Genomic DNA, 24,233 nt, shown 5'->3' with positions numbered 1-24,233 from the left:
CCTTCATGCCTCAAAGCTCGTGGAAAGCGGCCTCGCGGAATATCGGAGATCGACCGGGGAAGGCGTTCCAGGGGACGGGACCGAATCGTCCCCCGGAAGCCTCAGCCCAGGAACAGGTAGTCGGCCCCGTACGGGACCCGGGCCTCGGAGCCCGGCGTGCAGGCGCCGGACGGCGCGACGCCGCCGGTGGTGTTCAGGCGCAGGATCTGGGTGGCGTGCGCGAGGAGCCCGCTGTCCTTGCCCGCCTGGGTGGCGTCCAGCACGAGCTCGGGGATGTTGCCGTCGCCGTTGGGCGTCTTGGTGACGACCGCACCGCGCACCGCGCTCCCGTCTGGAGCTATCCACTGCGGCGGTCCGGCGGCGGGCGTCACGAACGAGTGGTCGATCCCGCGCCGCAGCTTGGCCGAGACGCCGAGCTGGGTGAAGGCGTACCCGCCGCTCGGCTGCGCCGTGCAGGAGTAGATCTGCGCGCCGCGCAGCACGTCGGCGGTGAGCGCGCGCGGGTGGGTGAACGGCCGGTCGGACAACTGGCCGCGCACGGCGCCGCCGTCGAAGTCGGAGGTGTGCAGGTTCGCGTAGTAGCGGTTGGGGTGGGCGGCGATGCGCTTGACGACGCCGGCGGCGACCGGGGCCTCGCCCGCGACGCCGGTGAGGTTCTCCGGCAGGGCGCCCGCGAACAGGTCGGCGACCACTGGACCGTTCCCGCCTGCGGAACCCTTGTGCAGGTGGCCGTTGGTGACCGCGCCGAGGCCCGACCAGAAGGCCGTGTACGCGATGGACGAGCCGCCGGGACGCAGCCACCAGCTGGCCTGGCCGTCCTGGTCGCCGCGCTTCTTGCCGTCGTTCTCCGGCACCTCCTGCGCCCCGTCGGCGCGCGTGGAGAGCGTGGCCTGGTTGCTGCCCTGCAGCACGCCGTTGAGGTCGATCGGCTTGTTCAGCCGGTGGAACTGGCCGCGGACCGCGCCCTTGGGGTGGTCGGCGTCGTGCAGGTTGGCGTAGAAGCCGCCGGGGTTGTCGATGAGCGCCTTGACCAGGTCGTTGTCGGCCCTGACGGTGCCGGTGACGCCGAGCACGCCGGCGGGCAGCGGCTTGGTGAAGAACTCGAGCCTGACGTCCCCGTTGACGCCCTTCGCGCCCAGGTGGACGTGGCCGGCGGTGGGCGTCCCGATCTTGTTCCAGCGGGCCGCGAACGTGACCTCGTTCCCGCTGATCCTGATCACGACCGTCGAGCGGCCGTCGGCGTCGCCCTTGACGCCCACCTCGTTGTCGCCGCGCAGGCCGGCGGCGAGATAGACGTCGTCACCGGAGGCGTTCGCCGGCGAAGCGGGGGAGGCGAGCAGGGCGGCGGCGAGCAGCGTGCCAGGAATCGCGAACTTTCGGATGAACATGGCTAAACCTCTTAAACGGTTTGATATTCCGGTTGGTACGGCAGGCAGTACGCGCCGGGTATCGGGGGAGGTTCAACCCGCGAATCCGTAATTTTGCACACAGGCCCGAAGGCATGAAAAGCCCTCCCACCAGCGGCGGGAGGGCTTGTGGCGCCTGTCGGGTCAGGCGGTGATGGTGAGCAGCTTCTTGCCTGCCGAAGTGACCACCTCGAAATGATCGATGTCCTTCAGCGGCGTCGCGCTGCCGCCGTGCATGTAGAGCGGATCGGGCGAACCCGGCACTCCGTACCCGGCTGGAGGTACGGACCACCCGGTCATCACCCGGCGCTCACCCGACTTGCCGACCGAGACCAGCTCGCACTCGAGCGGCCCCTTCACCCCGGCCAGCTTGAGCGCGGCGTGCGTGCCCCAGGCCTTCGACTCGACCACCAGCCCTCCGGTGACCCCGTCGACGCCCTTCCCCTCGATGGGCGTGCCGTCGGCGAAGAACTGCTCGGCGGGGCCCATGTGGCTGCCGTGCCCCTGGGCGGCCATCGGGGGGACGTCGCCGACGGAGAGCTGCGTGCCGACCGTCAGGCCGCCGGCCACCAGCGTGACCGCCGCCGCCATCCCGATCACGAACGTCCCCCTGCGGGTCTTCCTGTCCGTCCTCTTCTTGCGCTGGAGCAGGTCGATCACCGGTTCGGGGGACGGCGCCCCGTAGTCCTCCACCGGGCCGATCCCGCTCAGCACGCTGGCCATGCCGGACAGATCGGACAGCTCGGCGCGACAGGGGGCGCAGCCCAGGAGATGGGCCTCGAAGGCGTGCCTGTCGTCCTCCTCCAGCAGACCGAGCGCGTACGCGCCCACGTCTGTGTGCTCGACTCTCGAAGTCACGCCGTCACCCCCCTCTCCTCAAGTGCGATCCGCAGCGCGCGAACGGCGTAATAGACCCGGGACTTCACAGTGCCGACCGGGATGCCAAGCGCCTCGGCGGCGTCGTTGACCGACCGGTCTCGCAAGATCGTCTCGTTGAGGATCTCGCGGTGTGCCGGCGACAACGTCTTCAGTGCCTCTGACACGACCACCTGGTGCAGCAGGCCCTCCATCTCGTCAGGCACGGGCATCGTCTCCAGCGGCCCGTCACCCGACTCCCGAGGGCGGGCGTCCCGGCGCCGCCGGTCATCGATCACGATACGTCTGGCGACCGTCGCCAGCCAGGGCATCAGCGAGACCGACTCGGGATCGAGCTGCTCCGCACTGCGCCAAGCCCGGATCATGGTCTCCTGCACCACGTCTTCCGCCCACTGCCGATCGCCCGCCGTCAACCTGATCACGAAGGCCAGCAGCGGCCTGTGATACTCCCGGTAGAGCGCGGACACTGCCGCCTCGTCATTTGACACCCCGTCATTTGGCACCCCGTCATCCGGCCGTACGCGGCGGATCCAGTGTCGAAAACGCGGCTTCCCCATGGGGGCGGCTCCCTCGGCCGAGGGCGGGGGATAAGTGCTGGTGTGCATCATTCCCCTTTCTCGGGTCCGTCGGCAGGTGGTACGGCCAGCCGCCCAGGCAGGGTTCAACAGATCGCCATACTTAATCCGATTGCGTCCCTGCGGAGAGGTGCGTAGAGTCTGCGGCAACTGATCGAGGAGGTGAGGACTATGCGGGTCATCGCGTTCCGTGTGCCCTTCGTCCACCTCCCCGGGCTCCGCTGAGCTGCCGGGTTTCCCTTCTCGATCAAAGGTTTCACTGCGTTGAATCACGATCTTTCCCTGCTCGGCTGGACCGCTCTCCGCGCCGCCGAGCTGCCCGCTGACACCGTCCCCGCCCGCGTGGCCCGCGTCGACCGCGGCGCCGCCGAGGTGATCGCGGCCGAGGGTCAGCTTCAGGTCAAGTACGGCGCCCGCGTCCGCAGGGCGGCGGCCGCCGACCCGGTCGCGCTGCCGTGCGTGGGCGACTGGGTCGCGCTCAGGCTGCTCCCTGAGGGCCGCTACGAGCTCGATGAAGTCCTGCCGCGGACGACCGCGTTCATCAGGGGCGGCGTGAGCCGCGACTCGGTGGGCGGCCTGTCCGGCGACGGCCAGGGCCAGGTGCTCGCCGCGAACGTCGACGTCGTCTTCGTGGCCGAGCCGTCCATGCACTCCACGGACTTCGCCGACCTCGGCCGCATCGAGCGCCTCGTCGCGCTGGCCTGGGAGTCCGGCGGCACGCCCGTGGTGCTCATCACCAAGTCCGACCTGTTTGAGGACGGTCTCGACCAGTTGCTCGACGACGTCCGGGTGGCCGCGCCCGGCGTGGACGTGCACGCGGTCTCGTCCCTGCACGGCGACGGGGTCCCGCTGGTCGCCGGCTACCTGGAGGGGTCCCGTACGGCCGTGATCCTCGGCCCGTCGGGAGCCGGCAAGTCCACCCTGGTCAACGCGCTGGCCGGGGAGAGCGTCATGGAGACCCAGCAGGTGCGCGCCGCCGACGGGCGGGGCCGGCACACCACCGTGCACCGGGAGCTCATCCCGCTGTCCGGGGGCGGGCTGGTCATCGACACGCCCGGGATCCGGCGGATCGGCCTGTACGACATCGCCGACGGCGTCGACCTGGTCTTCTCCGACATCGAGGCGCTGGCCGGGCTCTGCCGCTTCGGCGACTGCGGGCACTCCGGCGAGCCGGGCTGCGCGGTGCTGGCCGCCCTGGAGACCGGTGAGCTGCCGGAGCGGCGGCTGGACAGCTGGCGCAAGCTGCAGCGGGAGGCGGCCTGGATGGCCTCCAGGACCGATGCCCGCCTGCGCAAGGAGCAGCTGAGCAAGTGGAAGCTCATCACCAAGGAGATGCGCCGCTCGGGCCGCAGCCGGCCCTAGTGGCCCGGCCGCCGCGGGTGAGGCGAGGAGCGCGTTTGAGCGGGTAGGGCACTGGTCATGGAGCTCTTCGCAGACCGTGCCCAGGCCGGGGAGCTGCTGGCCGAGCGCCTGGAGGACGTGCGCGACCCCGTCGTGCTCGCCCTGCCCCGCGGCGGCGTGGCGGTGGCCCTGCCGATCGCGCGCAGGCTCGGCGCCCCCCTCGACGTCCTCGTGACGAGGAAGATCGGCTATCCGCCCACCCCGGAGCTGGGTGTGGGCGCGATAGCCGAGGGCGGCGAACCCGTGTTCGACCACACGCTGCTGCGCCGCCTCGGCATGACGCCCGAGTCAGTGGCGGACGTGGTGGAGAAGGAGCGGCGCGAGCTGGCCCGCAGGGTGCTCGCCTACCGCGGCGACCGCCCGCTGCCCTCGCTGGAGGGACGCGAGGTCATCGTGGTGGACGACGGCCTGGCCACCGGCGGCACCGCGCGCGCCGCGCTCAGGGCGGTCCGCACGGCCAAGCCCGCCAGGGTGACGCTGGCCGTGCCGGTCGGGGCCCGCGAGACCGTCGGCTCGCTGCGGCGGGAGGCCGACGAGGTGGTGGTCCTGCTGACGCCGATCGACTTCAGGGCGGTCGGCCAGTGGTACGAGCACTTCGACCAGCTCACCGACGCCGACGTGCTCGAACTGCTCGACCGGGCGCGGCGATGAGGACGTACGGGGGGTCAGGCGGCGAGCACGGCCCAGACGAGCTTGCGGGCGCCGCCGGGCGACAACCAGCCCCAGGCGGTGCAGAGGGCGTCGATCAGCCGCAGCCCCCGCCCGAACTCGGAGAACACGTCGGGAGCCGTCGCCACCGGCACGGTCCGGCTGTGGTCGGTCACCACGCACGCCAGCTCCGCCCCGTGCGACAGCAGCCGGAGCTGCGCCGCCCCGCCGCCGTGCCGCATCGCGTTGGTCACCAGCTCCGACACCACCAGCTGAGCGTCGAAGGCCGGCCCCGGAACCCCCCACGTGGTCAGCGTCTGGTCGACGAACCGCCGTGCCGTCCCCACGCAGGCGGGCTCGAGCGCGACCCGCTGATGGAAGGGGAACACCGCGTCGCACTCCCAGGCATGCCCCTCGACCAGAATGGAAAAAAGCCATCCTGGTGGCCGGGAACCGATGGCGGCTTGCGGCCGAGCGTCGAAAGTCGTCATTCTGGCCCCCGAAGCGCGGTCTGGTGATCCAATGCCCATCTTTACGGGGAGTGCTGACCGATGCAAGACTTTTCGTCGTTTACGGATGCGAATCGCATCTGCACGTGCAGATGACCTAGGAGCGGCAGAGTGAGCGCAGAGAGCGCGGAAGGGAAGCTTCTCAACCATTCGCCGGGAAGCCCGACGGTGCTGCGGATCCTGCTGGGCACTCAGCTGCGCAGGCTCCGCACGGAGAAGGGTATCTCGCGCGAGGACGCCGGGTACTCGATTCGCGCATCTCACGCCAAGATCAGCCGGCTGGAGCTCGGCCAGGTCAGCTTCAAGCAGCGCGACGTGGCCGACCTGCTGACCCTGTACGGCGTCACCGACCCCGCCGAGCGCGAGCCGCTGCTCGCCCTGGCCAAGCAGGCCAACGCCCCCGGCTGGTGGCACAAGTACGGCGACGTGCTGCCGCCCTGGTTCGAGGTCTACATCGGCCTCGAAGGCGCGGCCTCCAGCATCCGTACGTACGAGAACCAGTTCGTGCCCGGCCTCCTCCAGACCCCCGACTACGCCAGGGCCGTGATCGAACTGGCCCACGAGAAGGCCCCGAGGGTGGAGCTCGACCGCCGCGTGGCGGTGCGCACCACCCGGCAGGGGCGGCTGGAGAGCGGGCTGACGGTCTGGGCGGTGATCGACGAGGCCGTCGTGCGCCGTACGATCGGCGGCTCCGAGATCATGCGCGCGCAGCTCGCCCATCTCCTCGACCTCACCGCCGAGCGCAACGTCACCGTGCAGATCATGCCGTTCGACCGCGGCGGCCACGCGGCGGCCGGGGGCCCGTTCAGCATCCTGCGCTTCCCCGAGCCCGAGCTGCCCGACGTCGTCTACATGGAGCAGCTCACCAGCGCCCTCTACCTGGACAAACCCGCCGACTCCGACAACTACATGGAAGTCATGGACCGGCTCAGCATCCAGGCCGAGGAGCCCAAGGAGACCAGGCGCTTCCTGGAACGCCTGCTTTCCCGATGAGCTGCTGATATCCCTGTGACCCACCCCATATCTGGCTTTTTGGTCGTCCGCTATATGGAGACCGACGCGTTACCGTATTGTCTCCTCGCAAACGCGGATGCACGTGCATCCGTAAGATCGCGAGGAGCTGCCCCCATGCATGAGTTCCGGAACGGAACGTCCGCCGGCCGCCTTCCTGTCGTCTGGCGCAAGAGCAAGCGGAGCAACCCCAACGGCAACTGCGTCGAAGTCGCGAACCTGCCCACGGGGGAGATAGCCATGCGTAACTCACGTTTTCCCGAAGGTCCCGCGCTGGTCTACACCCAGGCGGAGATCACCGCGTTCGTCCTGGGGGCCAAGGACGGCGAATTCGACGATCTGATCGTCTGAGGTCTGACGTTTAGGGGAGCACGCGCCGCTCAGGACCGCGGCGCGCTGTACCAGCGCCATTTCACCGGGCGCTCGCGGCCGGGTAGGTCGGCGCGCCCGGTGACCCACAGCAGGGTCGTCCACGGATCCGTGTCGCGCGGGGCGTCGGGGAACAGCCGTCCCAGCACCCGGGCGCACATCCCGGCCGGCGGCGCCCACCCGAGCCCGAGCCCGTCGGCCAGGTCGTGGGTGTGGACGAGCGTCTCCACGATGCCCATCGCCGCCGAGCCCTCGGGGTCGGCCGCGCCGAAGCCGTGGTGGGCGCGGACCTCCGGCGGCGTGGTCCGCACCATGGCGGACAGCATCGCGCCGCACGACTCCAGCACCTGCAGCAGCCCGACGGGACCGGCCTTGGGGTCGGCGTGGATGGTGTTGGCGGGGCCTTCCGGCCTGCGACTTTCCAGGATGAACGGGACGTACGTGTCCAGCGGCGGCATCCTGAGCCCGAGCTGGGCGGCATAGGCGAACAGGTCGTCGGCCAGGTGCTCGACCGTCTCCCAGCACGTCCACTCCAGCGTGCCGGCCTTGCGGTCCCACGCGGTCTCGGGCGCCCCGCGGAGGGCGGCGACGGCCAGCCGGACGGCCTCGTCGAGGTCGTCGGCCGTCACGGGGGAGAGCTCGGATTCTGTCATGCCGGGCACCCTATCGGCCGGGTGCGACAATCTCCGGAGAGCCCGGTTTGTCGGTGGCGCGTGGGATGCTGTCGGGCATGGATGTGTTGCGCGTGGTCGCCGCGGCGGTCGTGGACCGGGGGCGGCTGCTCGTCGTGAGCAAGCAGGCCGCTCCGGACGTCTTCTACCTGCCGGGGGGCAAGCCCGAGGCGGGGGAGGAGCCGGAGGAGACGCTCGCGCGCGAGCTGGCCGAGGAGCTCGGGGTGACCCCGCACGACCTGGCCCTGCTCGACCACGTGGAGGACGTGGCGGCGCTGGAGGGCGTGCCCATGCGCATGACGGTCTTCACCGCCAGGGTTTCGGGGGATCCGAGACCGGCCGCGGAGCTGGCGGCGCTGGGGTGGACGGACGGGCGTGACGCTTATGTGCCGCGTCTCGCGCCTGCCGTGCGCGACCAGGTGGTGCCGCTGCTCGTGCGGGCCGGTGTTCTCGGAGGTGCTGCCTGATCAGGCAGTTGTCCCGACCGGGTTCGCCGGAGCCTGTGCATGGAGGGCCAGGCTCCGGTTCATCGGGACAACTGCTTGATCACGCGATGATGGTGACGCTGCCGGGTATGTCAGGCGGCGGAGATGCCGGCGCTGGCCGCGCGGCGCATGCGACGACGACGCTCGGAGGCGCGCTCGTCTTCGTTGAGACCGCCCCACGTGCCGTACTTCTCCGGACGGGACAGCGCGTAGTCAAGGCACTCGTTGCGAACGGGGCACTGGGCGCAGATCGCCTTGGCCTTCCGCTCACGTACGTCACGCTCGGGCTGCCGCTCCCCGTCGGGGCCGAAGAAGAGCACGAGGTCCTCACCCCGGCACGCGGCATCATCCTGCCAACCCCAGCTGGGGCGCGGGCGGGCGAGCTGCCGACGTACCTGAGACATGAGAAAACCACCTTCGTGAGAGGTATTTCGGTAATTGGGCCGCATTGGACGCTTATGGCGTCACTGTTCCAACGCAACGTTGGGCCGCGATGTTCCCTGTTCAGGCGAGAGCGGGCGTGGCGTACCGCACAGGCGTGAGCCTGTCCAGCGAAACCAGCCGGTAGGTGGTGATCGTCTCGGCGCAAGCCGTACCACACGGCGCTGTGAACGCCGATGGCTCAACCACAACCTGGAACCGGACGTCCCCGCAGCGTACGAGCGCTTCGGTGACGTCACCGTCCGACCTGGAGGATTCCACGGCCACCGCGCCGACAGAACACTCTCCCGTATGGGCTCGGGCGAAGTGCTCCACGGCTTGCAATGGCTCAGGGATGCCTGCGCGTCCCCGGTAGCGGTCGAGAATGACCTCGCCCGACCGGTACGCGTTAGCCGCTGCCAGTGCAGCAGCCTGAGACATGCTGCCGTAGAAAATTCCGTGTGGCAAGCACACCAGGTTGGCGGCGTAGCGATCGCCGCCAACGTGTGACGTTTCCCACACTCTGTCCGGCAAAGAATCGGCCAGCGTGCGAGCGAGGGGTAGTCCAATGCGGGCGCAGCACGCATTGCGCTTGGCGTGCGTGCAGACCAGAAATACCGGCTCGTCTTCAAGTATGCAGGACTCCGGGACCACTCCCGCCACGAGCGCGTCGAGGTCAAGATCGTCGGGACCTGCGACGACACCGCTCGCCAACCAGGGCCGGTCTCCTACCGCGTACGCGAGTAGCACACGGATCCCCTGCTCCTGTGGGCGGGTTCGCTTTCCCGGCCGGCGGATCAACTGGGGCCTGATACCGCGCTCGAGCGCCCGGCGGACCAGTTCGGAGATTTTTTCAGGAAGTTCGAAGTTTTCCAGGTGCGACGGCCAGGCGCCGGTGTATTCGACGAGCAGCCACAGCCGGGCTCCCACGGTGGCGCTGGCCAACGTCGGAACCCCTCCGGTGTGGCACCCGTTCGGATGCTCGCAGCCCCTTGCCAACGCCTGTTCTCCCTCTCCAACCCGAATTAGGTAAGACTAACCTAACGGATTGGTGGGGTCAGTCGCGGGCGGTTCGGTCCAACACGTCCCGTGTCGCGGGCAGTGCGCGGTCCCTGTCCTGCTTGACCAGGCCGATCCTGGTCCTCCTGTCCAGCAGGTCGCCCTCGTCGAGCGCGCCCTCGTGTAGGACCGACCAGACCAGCTCGCCCTCGGTGATGCCGAGCCCGACCTCCTCCGGGTGCGCCTTGACGAGCTCGTGCACGGCGCCGGCCTCGCTGCCGTACCGCTCGGCCAGCCGGTGCGGCACCCCGGACGGTCGCGGGCCCGCCCCGGCGAGCGGGATCTTTCTGGTACGACTCCGGCGCGCCCGGAGTTTCCCGGACGAGACCGCTTCATCCACCGCGTCCTCGGCCATCCGCCGATATGTCGTGAGCTTGCCGCCGACGACCGTGACGATCCCGTCATGCGCGAGAACGGCGTGTCTACGCGAGATGTCGGCCGTGTGGCCGTCGGCCGCCAGAAGGGGCCTGAGGCCCGCGTACGCGCCCGCGACCGCCTCCCGGGTCACCTGAGTCTCAAGAACCCCGTTCAGCACCTCCAGGAGCGTTCTGACGTCTTCCTCGGGCACTTCCGGAACATCGGGGACGGGCCCGTCCACCGGTTCGTCGGTGAGGCCGACGTACACGCGGCCGTCGCGCTGGGGGAGTACGAGCGCGAATCGGTTGGTCTCTCCGGGAATGGGCACATGCATGCCGGCGATCAGCCCGGGCAGCGTCCCCTGGGTCAGCACGAGGTGGGTGCCGCGCGAGGGACGCAGCTTCACCTCGGGATCCAGCCCGCCCGCCCACACCCCGGCCGCGTTGATCACCACTCTGGCGCGGACGTCGAACTCCTCGCCCGTCAGCTCGTCGCGTACCAGCGCGCCCCGGTCCGAGGGCCCGTCCGTGAGCCGCAGCGCGCGGCAGCGGGTCAGCACGCGGGCGCCGTGCGCGGCGGCGGTCCTGGCGATCGCCACGACCAGGCGGGCGTCGTCCAGCAGCCGGCCGTCCCACGACAGGAGCGCGCCGCGCAGGCCGTCGCCGTCGAGCACGGGCGCCAGCGTGCGCGTGCGGGCCGCGCTCAGCCGCGTCGGGCCGGGCAGCAGCCGGCGCGGCGTGCGAGCGGCGGCCCGCAGGCCGTCGCCGAGCCGGTAGCCGCTCATCACGAGCGCCGCCTGCCGCCGCGAGACCGCCTTCGTCAGCGGCAGCAGGTACGGGTGGGCCGCGACCAGGTGCGGAGCCGTCGTGCGGAGCAGGATGCCGCGCTCGACCGCGCTCTCGTAGGCGACGTCCACCTGCCCCTTGGCCAGATAGCGCAGGCCGCCGTGGATCATCTTGGAACTCCACCTGGAGGTCCCGAAAGCCAGGTCGTGCGCGTCGATCGCCGCTACGCTGAGCCCCCGGGAAGCCGCGTCCAGCGCGGCGCCGGCGCCGGTCGCGCCGAGCCCGACCACCAGCACGTCGAGCCGTTCCTCCGCGACGCGGCGCAGCTCACGGGATCTTCTGCGGGCGTTCAGCGAGCCGTTGTCCAAGGTGCCTCCATGCGAGCTATCCAAGATAGGCCTCCAGCAGGGCGGTGAGCTCGCCGTCGAGCTCGTCCATGGTCACCGGGCCGAGCATCGTGGGCGCCGACAGCAGGAACGACTGCGCCACCAGCAGCACCGCCCGCGCCCTGCCCGGATCCCCGACGGCGCGCTCCAGGACCTCGAGTATCGCCTCGTGGCTGGCGCCGCGCCGGTCGAGCAGGTAGGGCAGCAGCAGCTCCGGATCCGCTTCCACGATCTTCCGCCACAGCGGGTGGGCGCGCAGCCCCCTGACCCCCTCGACGACCGCGCGCACGGGGTCCGCCAGGTCGAGCTCCTCGACCACCCGCACCCATTCCCTGGTCATCAGGTCCGCGACCAGCGTGCGCACGTCGGGCCAGCGGCGGTAGATCGTCATCCGCGACACCCCCGCCCGGCGCGCCACGTCGGTGAGCGTCGTCCTGCGCACGCCATAGGCCAGCACGCAGTCGCGGGCCGCGTCCAGCACCCCATCATTGTGACGAATCGACGTCATGTGTCACAGTGTAAGCGTGACTGGAGAACCGATGCTGTGGTCCGGCTGGGGCGACCCGGCTCTCGCCCGCGAACTGCCCGAACAGGTCCGCGCGCTCCTGCGCGACTTCCTCGGCGTCCGCGCCCCGGACGTCCCCGCCGTCGGCCTCGAATCGGTGCGCCTGCCGCCGGTCGCCCTGCCCGAGCCGCTGCTCGGCGCGCTGGCCGGGGTGGTCGGCTCCGCGTACGTGCTGACCTCGCACGAGGCCCGCGTCCGCCACACGCGCGGCAAGTCCACCCCCGACCTGCTGCGGATGCGCGCGGGGGACGGCTCGGCCGCGCCGGACGCGGTGGTGCTGCCCGGCTCGCACGAGGAGGTGGCCGAGCTGCTGCGGTTGTGCTCCGCCGAACGCGTCGCCGTGATCCCCTTCGGCGGCGGCACCTCCGTGGTGGGCGGCCTCACCGGCTCCGGCTCGGGCTTCACGGGGCTGATCGCCCTCGACCTGGGCCGGCTCGACCGCCTGCTCTCCGTGGACCCGGAGTCCCTCGTGGCCTCCTTCGAGCCCGGCGTACGCGCCCCCGAGGCCGAGCGGCTGCTCGCCGCGCACGGCCTCACGCTGGGCCACTTCCCCCAGTCCTTCGAGTACGCCACCCTCGGCGGCTTCGCGGCGGCCCGCTCCAGCGGCCAGGCCTCCGCCGGGTACGGGCGCTTCGACGACATGGTCGTGGGCCTCACGGTGGCCACGCCCACCGGCACCCTGGACCTCGGGCGCGCCCCCAAGTCGGCGGCCGGGCCCGATCTGCGCCAGCTCGTGCTGGGCTCCGAGGGCGCCTTCGGGGTCATCACGTCCCTGCGGCTGAGGGTGCGGCGGGCTCCTGACGAGCGGCGGTACGAGGGGTGGCGGTTCGGGACGTTCGCGGAGGGGACGGCGGCGGTGCGCGCACTCGCCCAGGAGGGGCCGCTCCCGACGGTGCTCCGGCTCTCGGACGAGACCGAGACCATGATCGGCCTCGCCAAGCCGGACGCCATCGGGTCGGGCGGCTCGGGCTGCCTCCTGATCGCCGGCTACGAGAGCACCCCCGCCTCGGCCTCCGGATGGGGCTCGGCGGCCGCCCGGCAGGCCGGGGCCGCCGCCGTGCTGACCCGGATGGGAGGCGAGCCGCTGGGCGCCGGGCCGGGGGAGGCGTGGGAGCACGGGCGCTTCTCCGCGCCGTACCTCCGCGACTCGCTGCTCGGGGCCGGGGCCACCGTCGAGACGCTGGAGACGGCCGGCTTCTGGGCCAACCTGCCACGGCTCTACGACGCGGTGCGGCTTGCCCTGGCGGGCGCGTTCGGCTCGCCGCTCGTCATGTGCCACGTCTCCCACGTGTACGAGACCGGCGCCTCGCTGTACTTCACGGTCGTCGTCGCGCAGGAGGGGGACCCGGTGGCGCAGTGGGAGCACGCCAAGGAGGCGGTGAACGCGGCCATCGTGGCGGCCGGCGGCACGATCACCCACCATCACGGGGTCGGACGCGACCACCGAGACGCTTATGCGGCCGAGGTGGGGCCGGTGGGGATGGGCATCCTGCGGGCGGTCAAGGACCGGCTCGACCCCGCCGGAATCCTCAACCCCGGCGCCCTCGTCCCACCCCCACCCGCGTAGCCCGGCCCACTCCCACCCGCCCGCCGCCGTTGGCTCGGATGGGTCAGGGTTCGTCCGGGGGGAGGATCCGGTCGGCTTCCGCGATCGCGGCGGCGGCTTCGCTGTAGCGGTGGAGGGACTCGAGGGTGGTGGCCAGGCAGTTCAGGGCCACCACCAGCGGGGCGCCGCCCGTCAGCCGGGTGAGCGCCACCGCCTCCTGCGCCAGGGGGAGCGCCTCCGCTGCCCGGTCCCGCTTGAGCAGGAGTTTCGCCTTGGCGAGCAGACTGCGGGCCAGCAGGGTCGTGTGCGTGCCGGGAGCACGCGCGTCGAGGGCCCGGCTGCGCGCGACCGCTTCGCTGACCCGTTTGAGTGCCGCCCCGCTCCAGCGGGATGACCGGGTTTGCGCGTATGCCAGCAGACCCTCGATGGCCTCAACGTCGGAAGTGCCGCTCCGGGTCGTGTCATCAGGGCCGTTACGGCTCATGGAGCACTCCCCTCGACGTCCCTACCGCTTGCTTGGGGGGTTGAGGGTACACCATTGCGAACCTTCTGTGTTCCTTACGGTACGGAGCGTTCCGGGTGCACGAATGGGTGATCGCGGTAAGTATGTGGTCATGGTGGAAGTCGCGGCCGAGCGGGGAAAGCAACTTTCCTCAAGGGTGTCAGAGGAGGGAGCAGGATGGGCCTGCACACAGACGGGGACGTTCGCGCAGCTCAGACCTAACGATCACGGGTTTACCTGGCTGAATTTGGTGACGCTGTGGAGATCGCGTAACGACATCCTCGCGGGGTTGTTCGGGGATCCGTCGGGAGAGGTTCGGGCGCGATGGGTGGAGGCTCAGGAAGCGCGGGGGATTGATCCGGAATTTCGCATTAAGCCCCCGGTCGGGGGAAATTTCAGTTTCCTCCTGCTCGGTGATACCGGCGAGGGAGACGCGTCCCAGTACGCCGTTGTTCCGGGGATGTTGAAAGTGGGGGAAGACACGTCGTTCGCCGTCATTGCGAGTGATGTGATCTATCCGACGGGATCGGGAAACGAGTACGGGGACAAGTTCTTCCGTCCGTACAAGGACTATGACGCCCCGATCTACGCCGTCCCCGGCAACCACGACTGGTACGACGGGCTCGGCGGTTTCATGCGGGTCTTCTGCGACGCGCCGGCGCTCAAGCCGAAGCCGGACCGGTGGCTGCGCGGCCTGCTGTGGCGCAAGCCGGAGGCCATCGACGAAGAGGGGCTGGCGCAGGCGCGCGAGCTCAGGGGCAAGCCGTCCCAGCAGGTCACGCAGCCGGGGCCGTACTGGGTGATCGAGAGCGACAGCCTGCTGATCGTCGGCGTGGACACCGGCATCAAGAACATCATCGACAAGGGGCAGACCGCGTGGCTGCGGCGCGTCTCGCGCGATCCGCGGCCGAAGATCCTCGTCACGGGCAAACCCATCTACACCGGGAACGTCTACAAGCCCTCACCGCTGGAGGAAGGCGGCACGATCGACGACATCGTGCGCGATCCGGCGAACCGGTACGTCGCGGCCATCGGCGGAGACGTGCACAACTACCAGCGCTACCCGGTCAAAGTGGGCGACCGGGTGATCCAGTACATCGTGTCCGGCGGCGGCGGCGCCTTCATGCACGCCACGCACACGATCCAGAGGGTCGACGTCAAGGGCGTGCACGAGGACGACTTCAGGTGCTACCCGCTGCGCGGCGACTCCCTGTCCTTCTACAGCCAGCTGTACGCGCACCGCCTGCGGATGAAGTGGATCTACCTGACGCCCTCCGAGGCCCTGTGCGTCATGTCGGACCAGATCAAGAACGAGCCCGTCCGAACCCCCCAGGGCCCGGTCACGATCACCCGCAGGATGCGGTGGGCGGCGCGGCTGCTCGGGGCGTGGCCGTGGCCGCTCAGGCTGCCGGTGGACAAGGTGTTCCACCGCTACCTGTCGGAGCTGTCCGACTGGGACACGCCGCCGTTCTTCAAGCAGTTCCTGCACCTGTCGGTCACGCCCGAGGAGCTGACCGTGCGGTGCTTCGCCGCCACGGGGTGCCGGGCCCAGGAGGTCGATCCGCCGTTGGAGGACGAGGTGCGCATCGCTTTGTCGTAGCCGTTTGGCACTCTTGACCACGTGCATGTCGTGGTCGCAGGAGAGACGCTGCTGCCCGTGGGCGGCTCGGCTCGGCGTCCCGCCGACCTGGCGGGGGCCGTACGCGAGCTGGAGGAGGCCGAGCGCCCGCGGTGGGTGTGGGCCGACGCGCGGGAGGTCTATCCTGACCTGCTGAGCGCGGGCGCGCGGGTCTCGCGCTGCCACGACGTCGCGCTCACCGAGGGGCTGCTGCTCGCGTACGAGGGCCGCTACGGCGAGAGCCGCTCGGCCCGGGCCGCCCACGCCCGGCTGCACGGGCTGCCTGTGCCGGAGGAGCAGCCGAACGCGCCCGGCACGCTGTTCGCGCCCGAGCCGCTCGCGGCCGAGGCCGTGGCGGAGGTGCTGGCCGACCAGCTGCGCCGGATCGAGGCGCTGCCCGAGCCGGGGAGGTTCCGGCTGCTGGTGGCGGCCGAGTCGGCGGGGGCGCTCATCGCGGCCGAGATGTCGTACGACGGCATGCCCTGGCGGCGCGACGTGCACGACGAGCTGCTGACCGAGCTGCTCGGGCCGCGGCCCGTCCACGGCATGCGCCCGGCCAAGCTGCAGGCGCTGGCCGACGAGGTGACCGCGGCCCTCGGCCAGCCGGTCAACCCCGACTCGGTGCAGCAGCTCGTCAAGGCGTTCAAGGGGGCGGGGGTGGCGTTGAAGACCACCCGGTCGTGGGAGCTCAAGCAGATCGACCACCCCGCCGTGAAGCCGCTGCTGGCCTACAAGGAGCTGGCCCGGCTGTACAGCTTCCACGGGTGGGTGTGGGCCGACCAGTGGGTGCGGGGCGGGCGTTTCCGGCCCGAGTACGTGGTGGGCGGCGTGGTGTCCGGGCGCTGGGCCACCAGCGGCGGCGGGGCGCTGCAGATCCCCAAGGTGATGCGGCGGGTGGTGGTGGCCGACGAGGGGTGGGTGCTGGTCGTCGCCGACGCCGCCCAGCTGGAGCCGCGGGTGCTGGCCGCGATGGCCGGCGACGTGGGGCTGGCCAGGGCCGCCGGGGAGATCGACCTGTACTCGGCGCTGGCGCAGTCGTTCGGCGGCGAGCGTGACAATGCCAAGATCGCGATGCTGTCCGCCATGTACGGCGGCACCAGCGGTGACGCGCCCAAGCTGCTGGCGGTGATGCGGCAGCGCTTCCCCAGGGCTTACCAGTTCGTGGAGGACGCGGCCAAGGACGGGGAGGAGGGGCGGCTCGTGCGCTCCTGGCTCGGGCGCACCAGCCCGCCGCCCTCGCCGCGGTGGAAGGAGCTGGTGTCGGGGCCCGAGGGGACGCGGGCGGCCCGGGACCGGGGGCGGTTCACGCGCAACTTCGTGGTGCAGGCCACGGCGGCCGAGTGGGCGCTGGCGCTGATGGCGGTGCTGCGCGGGCTGTTGCCGGAGCCGGCGCGGCTGGTGTTCTTCCAGCACGACGAGGTGATGGTGCACTGCCCGGCGGAGCAGGCGGAGGAGGTGATCGCCGCGGTGTCGTCGGCCGCGGTCGAGGCCACCCGGCTGCTGTTCGGGGCGACGCCGGTGCGCTTTCCCATGGAGGCGGTGGCGGTGTCGTCCTACGCCGAGGCGAAGTGACGGCCGCGTCGAGTGCCTAAGGGCGGTCGGCGCGCCAGGTGATGGTCAGCCAGATGCCCGCGAGCGCCACCATGATGCCCACGACCAGGCCGAGCACGCCGTAGCCGAGCATCCCCACGATGGCGCCCGCGACGATCGTGCCCGTGGCGCCGCAGACGTTCATCAGCAGGTCCGAGAGACCCTGGACGGCGGGGCGGCGTTCGAGCGGGACGGACTCCGTGACCAGGGCGGAGCCCGCCACCAGCCCGCACGACCAGCCGAGGCCGAGCAGCACCAGCGCGGCCGTCACCTGCCAGATCGCATGCCCGGCCGTGCCGGCGAGGGTGGCGGCGCTCAGCAGCAGGGCCATGCCGAGCACGAGCACCGGCACCTTGCCCGCCTTGTCGGCCAGCCAGCCCACCACCGGCGACAGCACGTACATGCCCGCGATGTGCAGGCTGATCACGAGGCCGATGACGTCCAGGTTCGAGCCGTCGTGGTGGAGTTTGACCGGGGTCATGGACATGACGGACACCATCGCCGTGTGACTCACCGCGATCATGACGAGGGCGCGGCGGGCCGTCGGGGTGGTGCGGAGGGTCTGCCAGGCGGTGCGGATCGTCCCCTTGGGGCCGCGGCCGGTGTCCGGGCCCTCGTTCAGGGAGCGGGCCAGCGTGAGCGGGTCGGGGCGCAGCAGGCAGAAGATCAGGGCCAGCGCCACCGCGAACGCCAGCGCCGCGAACACGAACGGCCCCGCCTTCTCCACCAGCCCCAGCCGCATGCCGATCTGGTCGGTGGGCCTGGCCAGGTTCGGGCCGGCCACGGAGCCGATCGTGGAGGCCCAGACGACCAGTGACAGGTGCCTGGCCGAACGGCCCTTGGGCGACAGGTCCGTGGCCGAGTAACGCGCGGCCAGGCTGCCCGCGCTCCCGCCGCCCACCAGCACCAGGCCCGCCAGCAGCAGCGGCCACGTACGCAGGCTGATCGCGAGCGCCGAGATCAGGCAGCCCGCCAGCGCCGCCGCGTACGCCAGCGACAGGCCCGCCCGGCGGCCGCCGCTGCCCGACGCCTTGGCCGTGGGCAGGGCCAGCAGCGCCGCGCCGAGCACGGTCGCGGTGCCCGCGAAGCCGCTGATCACCGTGGAGCCCGAGAGCTCGTCCACGACCACCGAGCTCAGCGCGAGCCCGACGGCGACCCCCACCCCGCTCACGATCTGCGTCGCGGACAGGACGGTCAAGGTGCGGCGCTGGACGCCGCGAATTCGGTCAGAGGACGAGACAGTGGGCGTTGTGGGGGCACTGGTCACTCGTGAAGTCTCGCATAGCCCCTGACATCACCCCAAAGGGCGATATTTCAGTGAATGGTGACTGAATCTCCCTGGGCGATGCGTCCGGGCATGTCCGGGATCAGGTTGATGCCGAACCACACCTTGCCGTCCCACCTGCGGTGCCGCGAAAGCGTCCTGATGGGCTCCTTGCCCTTCGTGTACGTGGACGTGTCGATCGTGGTCAGCACGCACCGGTCGCACCGCTTGCTCACCCGGAAGTCGACCTCGCCGATGCGTACCCGCTTCCACTCGTCCTCCGCGAACGGCGTGCCGACGCCGTCGATCACCACGTTCGGCCGGAACCGGTGCATGGGCAGCGGCTCCGGCGCCTCCTCGCCGCGCTCCAGCGCGGTCTCCACGATCCAGTCGTTGAGCAGGGCGAGCGAGGCGCTGGACGTGAGCAGCAGCGGATAGCCGTCGGCCAGGCTCACCCGGTCGTCCGGCCGCCCGTACTCGGGATTGACCGGCCGGCGGGTCGGGTCGTCGAGCCACTTGAGCCGCACGGGCCGGCCCACCAGCCCGGACAGCCAGTCCGCCGCGTCGTCGCCGCAGTCGGTGAGCTCCACGGGGGTGCGGCCCACGCTGACCGTGGACATGACGGCGGTCGGCGTGACCCGCAGCGGGGCGGCGTGCGGGCCGGTCAGCGTGAGCGAGCCGCCGTCGACCCGGGCCACGCAGGCCAGCAGGCGGGGCTCCTGACGGGCGGTCAGGAGCTCGCCGTGCTCGTCGGTGATCAGGTAGCGGCGGTCGTCGGCGAGCCCCCACGGCTGCACCTCGGCCTCGTGGACCTGGTGTCCCGCGGTGGACTTGACGGGGTAAAAGTGGATGCTCGCCAAATTCATCTGAGCTGTGGCGCGGACACCCTGGTCTTTCAGGATGGGGAGGGAGCGCCACTCCTCCTTTCGAAAACAGTATGGAAAGCCTTAGTAACGCTCGATAGTGTTCGCGGTGAGTGACTCTTCCACGACAGGGAGTGTGTAATGGCGATCCGCCGCTCCACGGCCAAGCTGGCAGGCCTGCCGTCGGTGGTGCAGTTGCGGCTCATGCCTACACCTGCTCAGGCTGACGCCCTGACTGCGACGGTGCTGGTCTGTAATCAGGCGGCCACCTTTGTTTCCCGTCTGGCTTGGCAGCACCGTACCTTCACCGTCCTCCAGTTGCATCGGCTGGCCTACCATTCCGCGCGTGCGCAGTTCGCCGGGCTGGGCGCGCAGGCGGCGGTGCGGGCGATAGCCCGGGTGGCCGGTGCCTACGGCAACCGGCGAGCCACCAAGAAACGGGCCCACACCTTCCGCCAGCACGGCGCCATCCCGTACGACGCGCGCCTGATGAGCTGGTCCCGTGAAGCCCGGACCGTGTCGCTGTGGACCTCCACGGGACGTGTGGCCGTGCCATACACGGGTCGGCCAGAGGACCTCCAGGCTGTCAACGCGCTGCCTCTCGGGGAGGCCGACCTGATCTGTCGGCGCGGCGTATGGCTGCTGCAAGTTGCCATCACCTTGCCCAAGCCCCGGACGCGTGAGCCGGTTCACGGCTTTCTAGGGGTGGATCAAGGGGTGGCGAACCTGGCGGTCACGTCAGACGGGGCCGTGCTCCCCGGCTCCGCCCTGGCCGGGCCGATCACCGGCAACAGCCACGTCCGTACGCTGCGGGAGCGGCGGCATCGGCAACGCCAACGGTTGCAGAGGAAGGGCACGAGTGCGGCGCGGCGGGTCCTGCGTCGCTTGGCCGGGCGTGAGCATCGGATGATGACCGACCTCAACTATCAGCTTTCGAAACACGTGGTGCGCGAAGCCGAACGCACCGGCCGCGGGATCGCCTTGGAGGATCTGCAGGGCATCCGCGGGCGGGTAAGGGCTCATCGGTTCCAGCGGCGCACCCTGCACAGCTGGGCGTTTGCTCAGCAGATGGCATTCACCCGTTACAAAGCCGCGCGGGCCGGGGTCGCTTTCGTACTGGTCGACCCCGCACACACCTCTCAGCGCTGTCCAGAGTGCGGGTGTATGAGTAAGGCGAATAGGCCGACGCGGGGTCGGTTCGTCTGCACTGGGTGTGGCCTCGCTGGGCACGCCGATCACATCGCGGCCCGCAACATCGCCGCACGCGGCGCTGCGGGCTGGGCTGCTGTCAACCAGCCACACGCTACCGGCCTCCCTTCAGCCAGACGGGACCGTGAGAGCAAGCCACCGGCCTCAACCGGTGGTCGTTGACACGGCCGAAGGTACCCCACTGCGCTCCGGCGCCGGCGAGCGGTGCAGAGCACCCGCCACGGCCACGGTGGGCAGGGCTAGCACGCCGATCGCGGCGCCGATCCAGGCGACGGACGGGTAGCCGAGGCCCGCGCCGATGGCCAGCCCGCCGAGCCAGGGGCCGACGGTGATGCCGACGTTGAAGGAGGAGACGTTCACCGCGGCGGCCAGGGTGGGGGCGTCCTTGGCCAGGGAGAAGACGCGGGTGTTCAGGGCGGGGTTCATGCCGAAGCCGAACGCGCCGAGCAGGAAGATCAGCGCGATGGCCGCCACGGGGACGGACGCGGTCAGGGCCAGCGCCACCGAGCAGACGATCAGGCCGGCGACGCCGAGGTAGAGGGACGGGAACGGCCGCGCGTCGGCGGTCCGGCCGCCGATGGTGATCCCGATCAGCGAGCCGACGCCGTAGAGCGCCAGGACCGCGGGCACCCAGGCGGGTGCCAGGCCCGTGGTGTCGACCAGCAGCACGCTCAGGTAGCTGAAGGAGGCCAGCAGGGCTCCCGTGGTCAGCGCGGTCGTGCCGTACGCGAGCCAGAGCCTGGGGTTGATCATGGAGCGCAGCTCGTCGGACACGCGCGGGGTCGCGCCGGCCTCCGGGCGGCCGCCCGGGATGGTGCTGAGCACGCCCGCCCCGGCCAGCGCCGACAGCGCCGCGACCGCCCAGAACGCGGCCCGCCAGCCGAGGTGCTGGCCGATGACCGTGCCCAGGGACAGCCCGACGATGGTGGCGACCGTCAGGCCGCCGGCGAGCACGCTCATCGCCTTGCCGCGGGCGTTGGCGGGCACCAGGCCGATCGCCGTGCTCGCCGCCACGGCCCAGAAGCCCGCGTACACGAACGCGCCCACGACGCGGGTGGCGAACACCACGGTGTAGCTCGACGTCAGCGCGCCCGCGACGTGCGACAGGACGAAGACCGCCATGAACGTCAGCAGCGCCGTACGCCGTGGCCAGCGCAGCGTGAGGACGGCCAGCACCGGCGCCCCCACCAGCATCCCCATGGCGAACGCCGAGATCAGCAGCCCCGCCTCTGGCACGGACACCCGCAGGTCGGCGGCCATCTCCGGGATCAGCCCGGCCAGCATGAGCTCCGAAGTGCCTTGAGCGAAGATCGAAAGGCCCAATATGTAGATGGCCAAGGGCATGGTGCTTCTCCTTTTTGGATTGGTCGGTTCAAAATGAGGGCGTAAAAAAGATCAGAAAACACCCAGGGCGGTTTTCGCGATCGACTCGAGCCCGTCCCGGTCCGTCCCGCCCCGCGCGGCCACGCGCAGGCCGCTGACGGTGGCGAAGACGAAGTGCGCCAGCGCGAGCGGGTCCCTGTCCGGGGCGATCTCGCCCCGCGAGCGGCCGGTCTCGATGGCGGCCCGGACCATCTGCCGGCGCCTGTCGTTGTCGCGCCGCAGCAGCTCGGCGATTTCGGGGTCGTGCGGGGCCAGCTCGGTCATCGAGTTGACCACCAGGCAGCCGGGCGGCTCGCCGGGCTCGGGGTCGACGGCCCACCACAGGACGGTCCTGATCTTCTCCTTGAGCGGCAGGTCGGCGTCCAGCGTCTCGGCGAGCGTGGCGTTGCGCTGGTCCATGTAGCGGGTCAGGGCCTTCACGAACAGGTCGTGCTTGCTGGCGAAGGTGTTGTAGATGCTGCTGCGCCCGAGCCCGGTGGCCGCGCACAGGTCCGCCGTCGAGGTGGCCTCGAAGCCCGCGGACCAGAACGCGCGCATCGCGGCCTCGACGGCGCGTTCCTCCTCGAACTTCCTCGGTCGCCCCATATGTCGAACATTACCCGTTTTGGACTGAACGGTGCAATACGTCAGCCATCCCGCCGGAACGTGTCCAGGAACACCTTGCGGGTCTCCGCCTGGTCGTCCCACTTGAGCTCGGGCAGGTCGAAGGTGATCTTGTACGCGGTGATGTCGTCGATCGAGACGTACCGGGTGAGCGCGTGCATGGGGACGCCGCTGGCCGTGGTGTAGGTGTACTCCCAGTCGGCGGCCTGCCAGCCGCGGTAGTCGACGGCCTGGAGCTGCACCTGGATGTAGCCCTCCACGCCGCCCTTGGCCTCCTGGCGGCCCAGCTCGGACAGCCCTCCGTCGGTCTGCGGGCTCACCTTCTGCACCATGATCCGCATGCCGGAGTCCTTCGGCCCGCTGAACGTGGTCACCCCGCCCGACGTCGAAGGCTTCCAGCTCCCGGGCACGGCGGCGGCGAACCCGGCCGTGCCGTGCTCGGTGTAGCCCGACGGTATCGCCGAGGGCTCGGCGTTCCCGGGTTTGGCGGGTGAGGACGTCGCGGCCTGCGACGTGGCCGTCTGCGGGGGCGGCGACCCGCCCGGCATGAGGAACATGACGGCGCCCACGACGGCGGCCACCGCCACGATCACGCTGATGATCGTGAGCGGTGTCGGCCGCCCGCGGCGCACCCACATCCCGTCGTCCTCGTCGGGCCTGCGCCGGCTCTTGCCGGTGCGCGGCGCCGTGCTGGGCAGCGTGGCCAGGCGGTTGTGGCCGAGGTCGCGGGACAGGTCGCGCGACTGCTCGCGCAGGTCCTCGGCGGAGGCCAGCGGCCACGGCGTGGCGGCGGACGACGTACGGCTGTCCGTGGTCAGCGGCAGGATCGGCGCCGGCTGCGGGCCGGACTCGTCGCCGCGGCCCCTGGGGGCCCGGTGCGGACCCGAGGGCATGCCGAAAGCGGGCTGCGCCCCCGAGGGCCCGCCGAACTCGGGCGGCGGCGGCACCAGCTGGTCGGTCCGGTGGCTGCCGGAGGGGCTCGTCAGGCCGTCGAACGGCATCGAGTGACCGCCGGACGGGCTGCTCATCGGGTCGTACGGCACGCGTATCGGACCCGAGGGCGTCTCCACGATCCGCGACGGCATCGGGCCCGACGGGGAGTCCAGCAGCCCGGAGGCCGGCATGTCCCCCGGGGCGGGTCCGGCGGTGGGCAGCGACTCGGCCGGGCGCGGGCGGACGGAGCCGTGCGCGCGCAGCACCGCCTCCAGCATCTCGATGACCTGGTCGGAGGTCAGCCGCTGGGCCGGGTCCTTGCGCAGCAGGCCCTCGACCACCGGCATCAGCGAGCCGGCCCGCTGGGGCGCGATCGGCTCCTGCGTGAGCACCGCGCCGAGCACCGCCACCGGGTCGGGCCCCTCGTACGGCGGCCGCCCCTCGAGGGCGGCGTACAGCGTCGCGCCGAACGACCACAGGTCGGCCGCCTGCGTGATCGGCTGCCCGGACAGGCGCTCCGGCGGGATGTACGCGGGCGACCCCATGAGCAGACCGGTCTGCGTGATCGCCACGTCGCCCTCGATGGCCGCGATGCCGAAGTCGGTCAGCACCACCCGGTCCTGGGTCAGCAGCACGTTGCCGGGCTTGATGTCACGGTGCAGGATCCCCGCGGAGTGCGCGTGCCTGAGCGCGTCGAGCACCCGGATGCCGATCTCGGCCGCCTGCAGCACCGGCAGCGGCCCGCTCTGGCGTACGGCCTGCTCCAGGGACCACGCGCGGACCAGCTCCATCACGATCCACGGGCGGCCGTCCTCCTCGACCACGTCGTGGACGGTGACGATGCCGGGATGCGTCAGCCGCGCGGCCGACCTGGCCTCGCGCAGCACGCGCCGGTGGGCCCCCTGCATGCCCGAGTGGTCGAGCCCGTACGGGAGGATCAGCTCCTTGACCGCCACGTCCCGGTCGAGCAGGACGTCGTGGGCGTGCCACACCATGCCCATGCCGCCCCTGCCGACAGGTGACATGAGCCGGTAACGCCGGCCGATCAGACGGCCCTGGCTCTGCGGGGCGCCGCTCGGGGCGCCCCCTTCCGCGCCGGGGCCGCTGAGCAAGCGGTCGGCTGCCATGATCCCGCCCCCATCCCGCGCTACGAGCAATTTAAAGTGGTTCGTTACGATATCGGCGGGGCATGCGCAAGG

The 24,233-nt window shown here is 71.0% G+C and carries 24 protein-coding genes; 9 read left to right on the top strand and 15 right to left on the bottom strand.

Translation table 11 applies throughout. The features are described from left to right. Window positions 1–101: 101 nt before the first annotated feature. The 3 genes from ACWEPL_RS01615 to ACWEPL_RS01605 all read right to left on the bottom strand — a co-directional run bounded on the left by ACWEPL_RS01615 (window position 102) and on the right by ACWEPL_RS01605 (window position 2,839). The gene (locus tag ACWEPL_RS01615) at window positions 102–1,388 is read right to left on the bottom strand and encodes a CHRD domain-containing protein (RefSeq protein WP_452434662.1); all 1,287 of its coding nucleotides are present in this window, start codon (window positions 1,386–1,388) and stop codon (window positions 102–104) included. A gap of 162 nt (window positions 1,389–1,550) precedes the next feature. Next, a complete protein-coding gene (locus ACWEPL_RS01610) occupies window positions 1,551–2,264 on the bottom strand; it encodes an anti-sigma factor family protein (RefSeq protein ID WP_363965753.1) in 714 nt (237 codons plus the stop codon). Next, window positions 2,261–2,839: a sigma-70 family RNA polymerase sigma factor gene (locus tag ACWEPL_RS01605; RefSeq protein WP_350722658.1), complete on the bottom strand. Its 579-nt coding sequence runs from the start codon at window positions 2,837–2,839 to the stop codon at window positions 2,261–2,263. The genes ACWEPL_RS01610 and ACWEPL_RS01605 overlap by 4 nt, the downstream gene beginning before the upstream one ends. Before the next feature lie 282 nt (window positions 2,840–3,121). Here ACWEPL_RS01605 and rsgA point away from each other — a divergent pair, with 282 nt between their 5' ends. Then, on the top strand, window positions 3,122–4,219 hold the full coding sequence (gene rsgA / locus ACWEPL_RS01600; RefSeq protein WP_363965751.1) for a ribosome small subunit-dependent GTPase A: 1,098 nt from the start codon (window positions 3,122–3,124) through the stop codon (window positions 4,217–4,219). Window positions 4,220–4,276: 57 nt separating this feature from the next. Next, the gene (locus ACWEPL_RS01595; RefSeq protein WP_355194576.1) at window positions 4,277–4,909 is read left to right on the top strand and encodes a phosphoribosyltransferase; all 633 of its coding nucleotides are present in this window, start codon (window positions 4,277–4,279) and stop codon (window positions 4,907–4,909) included. A gap of 14 nt (window positions 4,910–4,923) precedes the next feature. On the opposite strand, the gene ACWEPL_RS01590 is transcribed toward ACWEPL_RS01595, so the two are convergent. Continuing rightward, window positions 4,924–5,295 carry an ATP-binding protein gene (locus ACWEPL_RS01590; RefSeq protein WP_452434659.1) on the bottom strand — a complete coding sequence of 124 codons (372 nt, stop codon included), beginning with the start codon at window positions 5,293–5,295 and terminating at the stop codon, window positions 4,924–4,926. Between the two features lie 231 nt (window positions 5,296–5,526). Here ACWEPL_RS01590 and ACWEPL_RS01585 point away from each other — a divergent pair, with 231 nt between their 5' ends. Together ACWEPL_RS01585 and ACWEPL_RS01580 are read left to right on the top strand one after the other, a co-directional pair. Next, on the top strand, window positions 5,527–6,408 hold the full coding sequence (locus tag ACWEPL_RS01585) for a helix-turn-helix domain-containing protein (protein ID WP_363965747.1): 882 nt from the start codon (window positions 5,527–5,529) through the stop codon (window positions 6,406–6,408). Between the two features lie 135 nt (window positions 6,409–6,543). Further along, the gene (locus ACWEPL_RS01580) at window positions 6,544–6,777 is read left to right on the top strand and encodes a DUF397 domain-containing protein (protein WP_138698722.1); all 234 of its coding nucleotides are present in this window, start codon (window positions 6,544–6,546) and stop codon (window positions 6,775–6,777) included. 29 nt (window positions 6,778–6,806) lie between these two features. Here the strand turns inward: ACWEPL_RS01580 and ACWEPL_RS01575 are convergent, their stop codons facing one another. After that, complete coding sequence (locus tag ACWEPL_RS01575) at window positions 6,807–7,448, bottom strand: DinB family protein (protein ID WP_452434657.1); 642 nt, start codon at window positions 7,446–7,448, stop codon at window positions 6,807–6,809. A gap of 77 nt (window positions 7,449–7,525) precedes the next feature. Between ACWEPL_RS01575 and ACWEPL_RS01570 the strand changes: the two genes are divergently transcribed. Continuing rightward, window positions 7,526–7,933 (top strand): NUDIX hydrolase, encoded by a 408-nt coding sequence (locus ACWEPL_RS01570; protein ID WP_350722646.1) that lies wholly within the window; start codon window positions 7,526–7,528, stop codon window positions 7,931–7,933. Window positions 7,934–8,043: 110 nt separating this feature from the next. Here the strand turns inward: ACWEPL_RS01570 and ACWEPL_RS01565 are convergent, their stop codons facing one another. The 4 genes from ACWEPL_RS01565 to ACWEPL_RS01550 all read right to left on the bottom strand — a co-directional run bounded on the left by ACWEPL_RS01565 (window position 8,044) and on the right by ACWEPL_RS01550 (window position 11,466). Then, on the bottom strand, window positions 8,044–8,355 hold the full coding sequence (locus ACWEPL_RS01565) for a WhiB family transcriptional regulator (protein WP_080036407.1): 312 nt from the start codon (window positions 8,353–8,355) through the stop codon (window positions 8,044–8,046). Window positions 8,356–8,455: 100 nt separating this feature from the next. Next, a complete protein-coding gene (locus tag ACWEPL_RS01560) occupies window positions 8,456–9,316 on the bottom strand; it encodes a sucrase ferredoxin (protein ID WP_355194584.1) in 861 nt (286 codons plus the stop codon). Between the two features lie 112 nt (window positions 9,317–9,428). After that, window positions 9,429–10,940, bottom strand: coding sequence for a glycerol-3-phosphate dehydrogenase/oxidase (locus tag ACWEPL_RS01555; protein WP_452434655.1), 1,512 nt, complete (start codon window positions 10,938–10,940; stop codon window positions 9,429–9,431). Between the two features lie 16 nt (window positions 10,941–10,956). Continuing rightward, window positions 10,957–11,466, bottom strand: a complete 510-nt coding sequence (locus ACWEPL_RS01550) for a TetR/AcrR family transcriptional regulator (protein WP_192786458.1) — start codon at window positions 11,464–11,466, stop codon at window positions 10,957–10,959. 31 nt (window positions 11,467–11,497) lie between these two features. Between ACWEPL_RS01550 and ACWEPL_RS01545 the strand changes: the two genes are divergently transcribed. Then, a complete protein-coding gene (locus ACWEPL_RS01545; RefSeq protein ID WP_452434672.1) occupies window positions 11,498–13,090 on the top strand; it encodes an FAD-binding oxidoreductase in 1,593 nt (530 codons plus the stop codon). 43 nt (window positions 13,091–13,133) lie between these two features. On the opposite strand, the gene ACWEPL_RS01540 is transcribed toward ACWEPL_RS01545, so the two are convergent. Further along, a complete protein-coding gene (locus ACWEPL_RS01540) occupies window positions 13,134–13,553 on the bottom strand; it encodes a hypothetical protein (protein WP_350722641.1) in 420 nt (139 codons plus the stop codon). 370 nt (window positions 13,554–13,923) lie between these two features. Here ACWEPL_RS01540 and ACWEPL_RS01535 point away from each other — a divergent pair, with 370 nt between their 5' ends. Next, window positions 13,924–15,171, top strand: a complete 1,248-nt coding sequence (locus tag ACWEPL_RS01535; protein ID WP_363966594.1) for a metallophosphoesterase family protein — start codon at window positions 13,924–13,926, stop codon at window positions 15,169–15,171. 21 nt (window positions 15,172–15,192) lie between these two features. Continuing rightward, a complete protein-coding gene (locus ACWEPL_RS01530) occupies window positions 15,193–16,761 on the top strand; it encodes a bifunctional 3'-5' exonuclease/DNA polymerase (protein WP_452434652.1) in 1,569 nt (522 codons plus the stop codon). Between the two features lie 16 nt (window positions 16,762–16,777). Here ACWEPL_RS01530 and ACWEPL_RS01525 read toward each other — a convergent pair whose 3' ends face one another. Further along, window positions 16,778–17,977 carry an MFS transporter gene (locus tag ACWEPL_RS01525; protein WP_363965736.1) on the bottom strand — a complete coding sequence of 400 codons (1,200 nt, stop codon included), beginning with the start codon at window positions 17,975–17,977 and terminating at the stop codon, window positions 16,778–16,780. Between the two features lie 116 nt (window positions 17,978–18,093). Beyond that, on the bottom strand, window positions 18,094–18,909 hold the full coding sequence (locus ACWEPL_RS01520) for an MOSC domain-containing protein (protein WP_452434650.1): 816 nt from the start codon (window positions 18,907–18,909) through the stop codon (window positions 18,094–18,096). Window positions 18,910–19,047: 138 nt separating this feature from the next. On the opposite strand from ACWEPL_RS01520, the gene ACWEPL_RS01515 reads away from it, so the two are divergent. After that, window positions 19,048–20,277 (top strand): RNA-guided endonuclease TnpB family protein, encoded by a 1,230-nt coding sequence (locus ACWEPL_RS01515; protein WP_452434648.1) that lies wholly within the window; start codon window positions 19,048–19,050, stop codon window positions 20,275–20,277. On the opposite strand, the gene ACWEPL_RS01510 is transcribed toward ACWEPL_RS01515, so the two are convergent. From ACWEPL_RS01510 to ACWEPL_RS01500, 3 genes are read right to left on the bottom strand one after another with little or no spacing between them, the layout of a single operon-like run. Then, entirely contained in the window at window positions 20,260–21,459 is a 1,200-nt protein-coding gene (locus ACWEPL_RS01510; RefSeq protein WP_452434646.1) for a Cmx/CmrA family chloramphenicol efflux MFS transporter, read from the bottom strand. The genes ACWEPL_RS01515 and ACWEPL_RS01510 overlap by 18 nt on opposite strands. Window positions 21,460–21,510: 51 nt before the next feature. Continuing rightward, on the bottom strand, window positions 21,511–22,083 hold the full coding sequence (locus tag ACWEPL_RS01505) for a TetR/AcrR family transcriptional regulator (protein ID WP_363965729.1): 573 nt from the start codon (window positions 22,081–22,083) through the stop codon (window positions 21,511–21,513). 41 nt (window positions 22,084–22,124) lie between these two features. Continuing rightward, window positions 22,125–24,161: a protein kinase domain-containing protein gene (locus ACWEPL_RS01500; RefSeq protein WP_452434644.1), complete on the bottom strand. Its 2,037-nt coding sequence runs from the start codon at window positions 24,159–24,161 to the stop codon at window positions 22,125–22,127. Window positions 24,162–24,233 lie beyond the last annotated feature (72 nt).

This window comes from Nonomuraea sp. NPDC004186 (assembly GCF_053603495.1).
The sequence above is the reverse complement of the archived record's forward strand: the minus strand, read 5'-3'. Positions and strand labels throughout refer to the sequence as shown.